The 11,336-nt window shown below is 41.8% G+C and carries 12 protein-coding genes and 1 pseudogene; 6 read left to right on the forward strand and 7 right to left on the reverse strand.

The window, feature by feature from the left end; all coding sequences use genetic code 11:
* Positions 1–176 precede the first annotated feature (176 nt).
* The gene (gene tnpA, locus C5470_RS20475; protein WP_112879894.1) at positions 177–602 is read right to left on the reverse strand and encodes an IS200/IS605 family transposase; all 426 of its coding nucleotides are present in this window, start codon (positions 600–602) and stop codon (positions 177–179) included.
* Between the two features lie 56 nt (positions 603–658).
* Between tnpA and C5470_RS20480 the strand changes: the two genes are divergently transcribed.
* Positions 659–1,828: an RNA-guided endonuclease InsQ/TnpB family protein gene (locus C5470_RS20480; protein WP_166291576.1), complete on the forward strand. Its 1,170-nt coding sequence runs from the start codon at positions 659–661 to the stop codon at positions 1,826–1,828.
* A gap of 20 nt (positions 1,829–1,848) precedes the next feature.
* Here the strand turns inward: C5470_RS20480 and C5470_RS20485 are convergent, their stop codons facing one another.
* Entirely contained in the window at positions 1,849–2,124 is a 276-nt protein-coding gene (locus tag C5470_RS20485) for a HigA family addiction module antitoxin (RefSeq protein ID WP_166291578.1), read from the reverse strand.
* Positions 2,124–2,339: a type II toxin-antitoxin system RelE/ParE family toxin gene (locus tag C5470_RS20490; RefSeq protein ID WP_331251374.1), complete on the reverse strand. Its 216-nt coding sequence runs from the start codon at positions 2,337–2,339 to the stop codon at positions 2,124–2,126. Before C5470_RS20490 ends, C5470_RS20485 begins: the two co-directional genes overlap by 1 nt.
* A 161-nt stretch (positions 2,340–2,500) precedes the next feature.
* Here C5470_RS20490 and C5470_RS20495 point away from each other — a divergent pair, with 161 nt between their 5' ends.
* Positions 2,501–2,791, forward strand: coding sequence for a type II toxin-antitoxin system RelE/ParE family toxin (locus C5470_RS20495; protein WP_166291580.1), 291 nt, complete (start codon positions 2,501–2,503; stop codon positions 2,789–2,791).
* 11 nt (positions 2,792–2,802) lie between these two features.
* Positions 2,803–3,120, forward strand: a complete 318-nt coding sequence (locus tag C5470_RS20500) for a HigA family addiction module antitoxin (RefSeq protein WP_152963276.1) — start codon at positions 2,803–2,805, stop codon at positions 3,118–3,120.
* A 300-nt stretch (positions 3,121–3,420) separates the two neighbouring features.
* Here C5470_RS20500 and gltS read toward each other — a convergent pair whose 3' ends face one another.
* Positions 3,421–4,629, reverse strand: coding sequence for a sodium/glutamate symporter (gltS, locus tag C5470_RS20505; RefSeq protein ID WP_166291582.1), 1,209 nt, complete (start codon positions 4,627–4,629; stop codon positions 3,421–3,423).
* 246 nt (positions 4,630–4,875) lie between these two features.
* Here gltS and C5470_RS23070 point away from each other — a divergent pair.
* Positions 4,876–5,008, forward strand: a pseudogene (locus C5470_RS23070) (solute carrier family 23 protein); the annotation flags it as partial.
* Positions 5,009–5,054: 46 nt separating this feature from the next.
* On the opposite strand, the gene C5470_RS20510 reads toward C5470_RS23070, so the two are convergent.
* Positions 5,055–6,596, reverse strand: a complete 1,542-nt coding sequence (locus C5470_RS20510) for a 4-hydroxyphenylacetate 3-hydroxylase family protein (protein ID WP_242688231.1) — start codon at positions 6,594–6,596, stop codon at positions 5,055–5,057.
* Positions 6,597–7,170: 574 nt separating this feature from the next.
* Here C5470_RS20510 and C5470_RS20515 point away from each other — a divergent pair.
* On the forward strand, positions 7,171–8,877 hold the full coding sequence (locus tag C5470_RS20515) for an AsmA family protein (RefSeq protein WP_242688229.1): 1,707 nt from the start codon (positions 7,171–7,173) through the stop codon (positions 8,875–8,877).
* Here the strand turns inward: C5470_RS20515 and C5470_RS20520 are convergent.
* Together C5470_RS20520 and C5470_RS20525 are read right to left on the reverse strand one after the other, a co-directional pair.
* A complete protein-coding gene (locus C5470_RS20520; RefSeq protein ID WP_339917121.1) occupies positions 8,814–9,011 on the reverse strand; it encodes a type II toxin-antitoxin system YafQ family toxin in 198 nt (65 codons plus the stop codon). The genes C5470_RS20515 and C5470_RS20520 overlap by 64 nt on opposite strands.
* Positions 9,012–9,083: 72 nt before the next feature.
* On the reverse strand, positions 9,084–9,320 hold the full coding sequence (locus tag C5470_RS20525) for a type II toxin-antitoxin system RelB/DinJ family antitoxin (RefSeq protein WP_166291585.1): 237 nt from the start codon (positions 9,318–9,320) through the stop codon (positions 9,084–9,086).
* Positions 9,321–10,209: 889 nt separating this feature from the next.
* On the opposite strand from C5470_RS20525, the gene C5470_RS23870 reads away from it, so the two are divergent.
* Complete coding sequence (locus tag C5470_RS23870; protein WP_166291587.1) at positions 10,210–11,292, forward strand: phosphoethanolamine transferase; 1,083 nt, start codon at positions 10,210–10,212, stop codon at positions 11,290–11,292.
* The last annotated feature ends 44 nt before the right edge of the window (positions 11,293–11,336 follow it).

Here is an 11,336-nt window from a genome sequence, read left to right on the forward strand (position 1 = left end):
GCGGTAGCTCTGATATTATGGGTGATGTTTAGCCTGTTATTCGGACAAATAACAGGCACTAAAGAAGGGGAGCTGGATTCAATTTGACGCGTTGAAAAAATGACCTCAACCCTTTTGCGACACCCTCAGTGCGGGCGGGGATATAAGGCGAAAAGCCCGAAGGGCTTTAGGGCTGGCTACTCCGGGGTATTCTGGCTGAGCACATACGCTTTGAGCGTTTCTATCGTGGCACCACCGGCGCTACAGGCAAAATAAGAGCGTGACCACAGAAGCCCCGTTTTGCTCTGCATCCGCAAATGGGTATTTTGCTGACGAAGCAGGCGCGACGATACCGATTTTAAATTATTGACCATCACACTGACCGCCAGTTTGGGCGGATGGGCTATCAGCAAATGGACGTGGTCTCGTTCGCCGTCCATCTCGATAATGTCGCATTCAAGTTTTGCCGCTGCTGAACCAAAAGCCTCACGCAGCTGAGCGATCATCTGTCCGTCAAATAGCTTGCGTCGATACGTTGTCGTCAAGATCAGATGCACGACCAGTTGACTTACACTATGGCGCTTCCGAAGAAAGCCCTCAAGGGATTCATGATGATTACTCAATTGATATTTACCATTAACCCGTTAAAATAAATAGCGTATATCAACGAGCGCTGATTATGTTAAGAGCCACGAAAGTCCGTGTATATCCGACACAAGAACAGGCTGAATATCTCAATGCCCAGTTCGGTGCGGTTCGTTTCGCGTACAACAAAGCCCTGAGCATTAAGAGACACGCTTACCCGCGACACGGCGTAAATTTAAATCCGCGGAAAGATCTCAAACCCTTGCTTGCCGTAGCGAAAAAATCTCGTAGATATGGATGGCTAAAAGAATATGACTCCATTGCGTTGCAACAGGCGGTTATCAATCTCGACGTTGCTTTTTCCAACTTTTTCAATCCGAAGTTAAAAGCCCGTTATCCCTCGTTCAAACGCAAACACGGCAGACAATCGAGCTATCATTGTGTTGGAATCAAAGTGCTTGATGGCGCGATCAAAATCCCGAAAATTTCGCCGATTGAAGCGCGTTTACACCGTGAAATCTCTGGCTCAGTGAAAAGTATTACTCTGAGCTGTTCCGTAACGGGAAAATATTACGCTTCGATACTCTGTGACGAGCAGATAGAAGCACCAGCGAAGCCAACCCTGATAGCAAATGTTACCGGTCTGGATATGGGGCTGACGCATTTTGCCATCAAATCGGACGGTAATAAGATTGCCAATCCCCGCCATCTGAGCAATGCCAGCCACAATCTACGACGGAAGCAGAAAGCGCTTTCCCGTAAGAAAAAGGGAAGTGCCAACAGATGTAAAGCCCGCATACAGCTTGCAGCAGTTCACGAACGGGTAGCCAACGCCCGTGCCGATTTTCAACATAAATTATCTCGCGCAATTGTTGACGAAAACCAAGCGGTAATTGTCGAGACGCTGAAAGCGGCGAACATGATGAAAAATCACAGGCTGGCACGTTCCATTGGGGACGCGGGTTGGGCTGGATTCATCACCAAACTGGAATACAAGGCGGCAGAAACAGGTGTTCATCTGGTAAAGCTGGATCAATGGTTTGCCAGCTCGAAAACCTGCCATTGTTGCGGTCATAAGATGCCGGAAATGCCGCTCCACAAACGGCTCTGGCAATGTCCGGCATGCCACACAGAGCACGATCGGGATCTCAACGCTGCGCTGAATATTAAACAGCAAGGCATATTTGAATTACAGGCGGCGGGACTCGTCGTTTCTGCCCATGGAGGCCTGCGTAAATCCGTCGCACAGACGGCTGCGGCCTAGGAAGTGGGAAGCCTCGCCGTTTACGGCGGGGAGCAGTCACAAATATCAACCGTCTTTTCTGCTTTATCAAGGCTATAAGATTCTTGCAGTTTCAGCCACAACCGTGGAGAGCTACCAAGTACTTTAGATAACTTTACCGCCATTTCTGACGTGACTGCCGCTTTACACGAAACTAAACGTTGAGCCGTAGACGGAGCAACATTTAATGCCCGCGCAAGATCACGAATTCCCAAGCCTAGTTCTTCCAAAGAATCAGCAATAATTTCGCCTGGATGAGGGGGATTGAACATTTTCATTAGTGATAATCCTCATAGTTAACGATATACGCATCACCGTCGATAAATTCGAATGTAATACGCCAGTTCCCTGAAACAGTAATTGCCCACTGCCCTCTCCTATCTCCCGTCAAAGGATGTAAGTTATATCCGGGAAGATTGATTTCTCCTACATCCTCTGCATCGTAGTTTTTACCCATCACACGGACACCGTTATTTTTAACAAGGTTTGTCAACGGCCTGACTATTTACCATGTAAATGGTGTTCCATATACTGTCAATTATTCATTGTTTCACAAACATAACTTCGCAGAAAAATGAAACACGCATTGAGCGCAGGCAAAAACGAAGACTAGAAACCAATTGTAACATGTATCGATACAGGATACCATTAACCATGATTAAGATGTTCAGGGATCAGTGGTTGGATGATTATTACTTTCGCGGTGAAAAGTCACCCAACATACCCAGCACAATTGAAAGTGCTTTAAAGCGTAAGCTCGATATTATCCATGTCGCTAAAGGCGAGAAGGATTTAAGGGTGCCACCGGGTAACAGATTTGAGCATCTGGAAGGCAATCTAAAAGACTGGTGTTCGATCCGCGTTAACAAGCAATATCGCCTGATATTCCAATGGGATGCAGGCGAGGCTAACGGGATCTATCTGAACCCCCATACATACAGGTAAGAGGTGAAACCATGATTGAAGCACTAAGAATTCCCGCTCATCAACCTACCAGTGTGGGCACTATGCTCAAAGAAGAATTTCTAGAGCCCTTGGATATCACCCAGGGCGAACTGGCAAAAGCTATGGGCGTAGGCCGGAAGACCGTCAATGAGCTGTGCGGTGGTCGGCGTGGAGTGACTGCGGAAACTGCCTTTTTGCTGGCAAAGGTTTTGGGAACCACACCGGAGTTTTGGCTTAACCTCCAGTTCATCAATGACATGTGGCTGGCTCAGCATAATGAGGTTTTGGCTGACAAACTGGAACGCGCGCGGCCCTTGGTGGCCGCCTAGTTGCGAATATATTACGTTGTATTGTCGTTTTGACGGTGAAACTATGACGATGCTTGTCTAAGAATAAATAATGATAAATGACGGTTAATGAAAAATTTCTGACGCAGCGGTAACGTTACCAACCGGTGACCTTGCCGCAGGATTTCTCCGATGAGGAAAGAGCCAGGGACTGGATCTTATCGAAGGCTGACAAGAAGTAACAAAATTGAATGGTGTAGAAGATTTGAATTATAAATTACAGCAGAACACAACGACAATACTGCACCAACTGAATAGTTGGCGCAGTATCTTTCTAAGCCCCTACACTGCCGGGAATACTGGCAACAGCAGATAGAGCTTAATCACAATCGCGTTAACGATATCGATAAAGAACGCGCCTACCATCGGCACCACCAGAAACGCCACATGAGAGGGACCGAAACGGTCGGTAATCGCCTGCATGTTTGCAATGGCTGTCGGTGTCGCCCCCAAGCCAAAACCACAATGGCCCGCAGCAAGAACCGCTGCATCGTAGTTTTTACCCATCACACGATAGGTAACAAAAATTGCGTACAACGCCATGACAACAGCCTGTATCGCAAGAATTGTCAGCATTGGTAATGCCAGAGATGCCATCTGCCACAATTTCAGGCTCATCAACGCCATTGCCAGAAACAACGAAAGACTGACGTTACCCAACACAGAAACCGCCCGGTCAAATACCCGGTAAAAACCTAACGCCGACAGGCTGTTACTGAGGATAACCCCAATAAATAACACACAGACGAATGTCGGTAATTCAAACCATGTACCTTGCATAAGCTCAGACACAAAATTACCTGCCATCAGGCAGATAGAGATCAATGCGATAGTTTCCAGCATGACCAATGGTGTAATCATCCGACCGGTATAAGGTTTTTCAAACGCCGTTGGCACTTCGGTATCATCTGCCTTCAACCCTGGGGTTTTTGTATTCTTCACCAGAAAACGAGCAACCGGTCCACCAATCAGACCACCTAGCACCAAACCGAAAGTCGCACAGGCCATTGCCACTTCTGTTGCATTTTCAAATCCATAACGCTCAATAAACAGTTTACCCCAGGCAGCACCGGTACCATGACCACCCGACAGCGTAATAGAACCCGCCAGCAAGCCCATTAATGGATCCAGCCCCAGCAGTTCAGCCAGCACAATACCCACGGTGTTCTGAACCAACAACAGGCCAACAACGACAAAGACAAAAGTGAAAAGTACCTTACCACCCGCTCGCAAACTGGAAAGATTCGCATTCAGGCCAATAGTGGCAAAGAAAGTTAACATCAAAGGGTCTTTAAGGGACAAATCAAAGCTGATTTCCCAACCCGTCGTTTGCTTAAGCATTAAAAGTATAAAAGCAACTAACAGGCCACCCGCAACAGGTTCAGGAATGGTGTATTTTTCAAGAAATGGAACTGATTGTACGAGTTTTCGCCCAATTAATAGTACTAATGCGGACGCAACAAGCGTGCCATAAACATCAAGATGATACATCTATGTACCCCAGCTATATTGTTAAAATTATGTAAATTCTTACGACGTTAGACTCATCCTTTAGAAAACGCCAAAAGCAGGCAACGCTGGATTAGAAAAAAAATCAGCAACAAACACAAGTTAAAACATATAAAAATGTGACCAGATTAAATCACACTTGGTTACAGAATTTTTTCGCAAACGATTGCTTTTGTGTAGTGGATCATTAAAATGCGTTTTTTGTCGGCCCGGAATTTCACATCATGCCCACCACTGCCATAAACTCTGTTTGCTGCCTGTCAGCATTTATTGGCAATGTTTGTCGCGGATCACGCCGGCAATTTTAATCTGCCAAGCGCTGGAGCTGCCTGCTCACGATACACAGCAGATAATCAACTTAATAATCACGCACATAAAATCACAGTTGTGCGTGATTATGGTTTAGCCTAGCGGCTGGAAGGCCAAATAAAATCGTTACCGATCCAACCATCAAGACCGTATTCACTCATACACTGTTCAGCAAATCCCTTACATTGATCCACTAAACCCGACGATTGGGCAGCCAATAACACGTCTATTCTGACAGTTTCATGGTTGCCAGAGTAATTGCGCTCATATAATTCATGCCTGCCAGCGAATTCGGTACCAATTGAGTCCCAAATCAGTTTCATCAGTTTAACCCGTTCAACTGCGCTGTAACCATTGGAGCCTCGCACGTATTTATCAAGATAGGGAGACAGCTCTGGGTTAGAAAAATCGCTGGCATGAGAGTTAACATAAATCAAGGCACTCCCTAAATCCTGTTCAATAATTTCTTTTACCCGCGGATAACCCAGCGTCATAAACCAACGATAAGCCATTCCATATTCATATCGAGGTAATAAGGCATCCTTACCCCAGGACTCCGGAGATTTAATCATCGCATCACTGAACGCCCAAAACATATTACGCCATGCCAATACTTCACCAACCCGTGTTTGTACGCCACGAAAATCCTTCGTACCCGTGGCTTCAACACCCTTAATAATTAATCCACAAAGAAAATCAAGTTTAACAGCCAACCGGGTCACACCATGCAGCATAGCCCGATGAAAATAACCAGATTCAGCAAAAAATAACGAGACTTTATCTACATCGCCATAGATAAATACGTTCTCCCAAGGAACCTTCACTTTATCCATAATAATAATCGTATCGTTCTCATCAAATCGGGAAGAGAGCGGATAATCAAAAGGACTGCCTATTTTATCAGCCGCCAGTGCGTAAGAGGGACGACAGATTAATTTCAGTCCTGGCGCATTCATCGGTAAGGTACAGACCAACGCAAATTCCCGCTTCTTTATCGGTAAACCATAATGACCAATAAAGTTGTAGTGGCTAATCGCCGACCCCGTGGCAACAACTTTTGCGCCGCTGACAATTAATCCATCATCGCACTCTTTTTCAACATGAATACAAACATCACCAATTTCATCAGGAGGTAAATGGCGATCTACCGGTGGGTTAATAATTGAGTGATTCCAGTAAAACACGTTTTCCTGTGAGCGGGCGTACCAGTTTTTTGCATTATCAGCAAACTCACCATAAAATTCTGGGTTTACGCCTAGTGAGGTAAGAAACGCCGCCTTATAGTCAGGACTTCTACCCAACCAACCATAATTCATACGAGCCCACGCGGCGATAGCATCACGATCCGCAATTAAATCCTGCTGTGAACGCGGCACACGGAAAAAGGGATGGGTTACACCACAACTCCCCGTATCTGTAGCCGTAGTCAGTACGTCACGATAAACGGGATCATGCAAAGCGTCGTAGAGTTTCGCAACAGCGCGGGCTGGATTTTGAAAAGCAGGATGGCGGGCAACATCGTGGATACGTTCACCATAAGCCCAGACTTCCCGACCATCGTTTAGCCCATCCAGAAATTCCTTTCCAGTCAGTGGGCTGGTCATGCGGATACTGCTTTCATGCGACGATTTTTGTTTCATGCTTTCTGACATAATAGATTCCTTACGTTATTTATTTGCTGGAAGATGGATGAAAGTAAACGATGAAGTCTTATTTCAATCATCAGTAAAACTGAGAAAGGAATAGAAGTGATTACGAAAAAAATCATTATTCCACTTATAACCATCCATTAATACATTAATTCATTCGGATGTTATTAGCTATATTACCATGAGATAAAATATAGACTTAATAATTGCATTAATTACACAAGATAATTATTAACAAATTCACGAAAGAATCGTAACACCTTAATATGAAATAACTTATCATGAAAGACACAAATAAAATCAAGAAAAAATCAATATCTAAAAGTTATTTTAAAACAATAAAACAACACTAATAACTCCTTATTTTTTTATTATCTCATCACATGAAACTATTAGAATTTATAACTAATATAGTTATTTATTGGTATTTTGGTTTTATCGTTCAATTATGCAAGCATCACAAATAATAATTTCTCCTCGCTCATAACTTTTATTCACCATCTCTTGAGTGAACACAAAAATTACGGCATAAAAGGAAGTTATAAGCTGATTAAATTGGAGTCTGATGATGAGATGGTTAGGAAAATTGCTGGTTACTCTGTCATTACTGCTAATACTGACAGTAGTCACTCTTTATGTCGTTATTCAGACAAGCTGGGGCGCTCGCCAATTGAGTCAATGGCTCAGTAATAACAGTGATTATCAGGTTCAGATTGGCAATATCGAACATTACTGGTCACAACCCAGAACCCTGACGTTCACCAATATCGCCCTTAGTAATAAACAACACTCTTTTACCTTAGAGGCTCAAGTTGCGGCATTCGATTTCAACTGGCAGCAACTCACTTCTCCGCATCATTTTCACCGTCTGTTATTGCAACAGGGCCAATTAACAATAAAAGGCGAGCGGCAATCCTTACCTTTTAGCGCCAATATCCTGCAACTCAATCAAATGTCTATTCAGTCAGAAAATGCAGACTGGCAGGTCCAAGGGGAAAATATTACCGGTGGCATCACTCCCTGGAACCCTCAATCAGGTGAATTGGCAGGGAATGGAAAATTTCAGTTCAGTGCCGATCAGCTGAACTTAAATAATATTTCTCTTGAAAAGGTGGTTATGCAAGGGAATAACCAACAGAATACACTGATTATCCGCTCATTTGGTGCAACATTGGCACGCGGTTCGGTATCCGGTAATGGGCAACGTCTACCCGATGGGAGCTGGCAGTGGGATAATTTACTTATCAGTGATATTCGCTGGCAGACTGCCATGACACTTGAAGAGTTATGGCTGAAAACCAGTAAATTACCCGCAGTGAGCATTAAAGATCTGAGCCTCACTAATGCCAAGCTGGAAGGTAAAGGCTGGTCTGCTAACTATCTGGATGCCTCAGTAAAAAATATCGGTTTGGTTAACGGGAACTGGCAAGGGAAAGAAGGAATTATTGATTTCAACGTAATGGATACTACGCTGAATGATCTTCATGTCACCGACGCTATTGGTCACCTTATTCTTGCCGGAAATGAGCTTAATATTTCCAATCTTACTGCCCGTTGGGAAAAGGGATTATTCCACATCAAAGCTCAATGGAACCACCAAACAAAGCAGTTTAAAATCGCAAATGCAACGGTTGCGGGTTTAACTTATACTTTGCCGCAAAACTGGCATCAGTTACTGAAAGAATCACTGCCTAAATGGATATCCGGCTTTTCCATTAACGGGATGACGATTAATAACAGCCTATTGGTTGATATCAATCCCGATTTTCCATTCCAGCTTACCGCTCTTAATGGTTATGTCGATAACATGGAATTACTGAAAGATGGAAGATGGGGGATTTGGAGCGGATCTTCAAATCTGAGCGCCACCAGCGCAACATTCAACAAAGTTGAATTAAACCGCCCTTACCTTAAATTACACACAGAGGGAAATAAACTCATCCTCGACCAATTAGATGCCTCTGTTGATGATGGGTTACTGAAAATTAAAGGCACAGTAGATCAACAGGTACAGAAACCATTCTCTTTAAGTTTCCAGGGAATGGATGCGGATTTAACTATTTTACATCAATGGGGTTGGGTTCCGTTGAAATTACAGGGTATAGGCAATTTCACTCTGCAGATACAAGGCGATCTTTCTGCTGAAGACGTGAAAAGTTCCATCAGTGGCATACTTGATGCTACTGATAAACAATCAGGCAAAGAAACTCAGGTAATCGATAAGGGGCAAATATCCATACAAAATTGTGAAACCTGCTCAGTTATCTTATAAATCAATAGGAGATCCGGCTTTCCATGACATTCCAGATACCCAATATAATCCCCCTTCAATGAGTGCTCTTTATATTCACGGGGAAGTGGTTTTCCCGTGACAAGCAGTTTTAATACGGTATTAATAACAGAAATAGCTGATTTATCATGCTAAAAGGGTTTTAAATCCTTTTTAAATGCGGATGAATATCAAATTTTTAGCATATTTTATTTAAAAATTTCATCCCAAAATTCATCTACGGTATCTACACTTGTACCACCACCACTTTTCAGCTCACGGATCGCCGCCTGCGTTGTGGCATTAGGAATGTGGCGTTCCTTTGTCGCTCGGGTTAATACCAGGCGGACAAAACTAGACATATCCAAACTGTTATCCTGAGCAGCTCTTGCTACCGCATTTTTTAGTTCTTCAGGAACACGAACTTTTAATATGGCCGTATTCATAGTATCCCCCTCTTCTGACTGTTTGCTCCCTCATCGTGAGACTATTGTGAACACAAATCAAGATTATCAGATTAATAAACACACAAAATCTGTATTCTATAGCATTATGAAGGCGGATCATGGTAAGAAAACGTTATCGGATAGAAACAACAGCTGGATTAATTACCCACACATTCAAACCCAAAGAAACAAGTCTGAACTTAAACAGAGCTAGAGATATAAGGTTAAATATCATCAACAATATCGCTATTAAGGTACAAAAAATGGCGTGCATACTGCCTAAACTCAGAGCTATTTCGCAAGTTAAGCTCTTGTTTTACTCTTAGGTTAATGATTAACTTTATTATTTCAATTCGCTACTTAACATTATTAGCCTATATGCGAAATAAATTACCCATTCTTATTATCTTAATTCTGGCTTTACTGCCAATAATTTTCATTGGTAATGTGGCTAATGAGTATAAGTTAAAGATAGTATTACTGAGTTTTTTACTAGCAAGTACTAACGCATTTCTCTATCGTTTTAAATATTTCAAGCCTTTAGTTTTACTTATCTCTTTATTATGGTCACTTAATATATCTACATCATTTTTCTTCTCTAGTAAACACCAGATAAGCTTCTCTTCAACTATTGCCAATACTTTTATCAATACAAATAGCAGTGAAGCTGTAGGTATGTTGTCTTACAACAAATACTATGTATTATTCTTTATTTTCATGATGTTAATTTATTTTTTATCCATAAGGTGGTTATCAAAAAATACAGATTATCGATTTCTAAAATCCAATATATTGGCTTTATTATTTTCCTGCCTATTAGTACCAATTGATTATTATATTTCAGAAAAAAAAACGTTCAGATAAGATAATTTTGTCAGAGCATTTTTTAATGGGAACACCATTCTATAACTCATCAGCAATGGTAAGAGCAATATATGAAAATCAACAAATCAGGAGAATTACGTCTGTTAAAGTAAATTTTAATTATATAAAAAAAGATAAAGATATTGATACTTATGTACTACTAATAGGAGAATCAGCAAGAAGAGACCATATGTCTCTATACGGTTATAATAAAATCACAACACCAACATTAAACATAATGCAAAAAAATATGCTGATATTCAATCAAGCTATTTCTCCAGCACCAGTTACTATATTATCTGTACCTATTTCACTGTCTAATGTCACCTTATATCAGCTCAAAGATAAGACTCATTATGCTGACAATATTGTATCTTTAGCTAAAGATGCAGGATTTAAGACAACCTGGATAAGTAATCAAGGCAGATCTGGCAAAAGTAACAGCTTAATTACCATTATCGCTAATATGGCTGATAAGCAGAAATGGAATAAATATATTGGATATGATGAAGAGTTGTTACCTTATTTAGATGATGCCCTAGAACAAAAAGGTAAGAAACTTATTATCATGCATATCTATGGAAGTCATGAGCCATCCTGTAACCGCTTCCCAGAAAATAAACTAATTTCCTTTTCATCGAATGAAGATGATAACTGCTATGACAGTTCAATAGCTTATACAGACCAGCTAATGAAAAAAATCATCAATAAAATCAAAGAAGAAAAAGCCTCTATCCTCTATTTCTCAGATCACGGGTTACAACGCTTAGATAAGAATGGTGACATCCGTTATCATCACGGTGTCAGTAACCCACGAAAAGATACTTATAATATCCCCTTATTTATCTGGTATAACGATAATGTTAATGCACAATATCGCCACACTGGTGTAGTAAACACGCCTTTTTCAACTTCAGATAATTATTATCTTATTAGTGACTGGTTGGGTATTCATCATAAATCTCAAAAACACTGCCGTTCCCCATTGAGTAACTGCTTTAAACCACAGAAAGAATTAATAGTGATATACCTGTGCTCATTGAAACTGCTTGATTTTCGCCCAAATGAGGTTCAGGGTATCCGTCATGAAAATATTCATTACCGATGAACAAAAAGCCGAACTTGAACACCTCCATCACACCTGCCGTGATA

It is taken from the genome of Photorhabdus stackebrandtii (assembly GCF_011189495.1).
Lineage (GTDB): Bacteria > Pseudomonadota > Gammaproteobacteria > Enterobacterales > Enterobacteriaceae > Photorhabdus > Photorhabdus khanii.

Excerpts from the sequence above, each read along its gene's own strand:
- gltS (WP_166291582.1), bottom strand. The coding sequence starts at position 4,629 with ATGTATCATCTTGATGTTTATGGCACGCTTGTTGCGTCCGCATTAGTA.
- C5470_RS20495 (WP_166291580.1), top strand. The coding sequence starts at position 2,501 with ATGATTAAGATGTTCAGGGATCAGTGGTTGGATGATTATTACTTTCGC.
- C5470_RS20510 (WP_242688231.1), bottom strand. The coding sequence starts at position 6,596 with ATGAAACAAAAATCGTCGCATGAAAGCAGTATCCGCATGACCAGCCCA.
- C5470_RS20480 (WP_166291576.1), top strand. The coding sequence starts at position 659 with ATGTTAAGAGCCACGAAAGTCCGTGTATATCCGACACAAGAACAGGCT.
- C5470_RS20515 (WP_242688229.1), top strand. The coding sequence starts at position 7,171 with ATGATGAGATGGTTAGGAAAATTGCTGGTTACTCTGTCATTACTGCTA.
- C5470_RS20525 (WP_166291585.1), bottom strand. The coding sequence starts at position 9,320 with ATGAATACGGCCATATTAAAAGTTCGTGTTCCTGAAGAACTAAAAAAT.
- C5470_RS23870 (WP_166291587.1), top strand. The coding sequence starts at position 10,210 with ATGGGAACACCATTCTATAACTCATCAGCAATGGTAAGAGCAATATAT.
- C5470_RS20500 (WP_152963276.1), top strand. The coding sequence starts at position 2,803 with ATGATTGAAGCACTAAGAATTCCCGCTCATCAACCTACCAGTGTGGGC.
- C5470_RS20485 (WP_166291578.1), bottom strand. The coding sequence starts at position 2,124 with ATGAAAATGTTCAATCCCCCTCATCCAGGCGAAATTATTGCTGATTCT.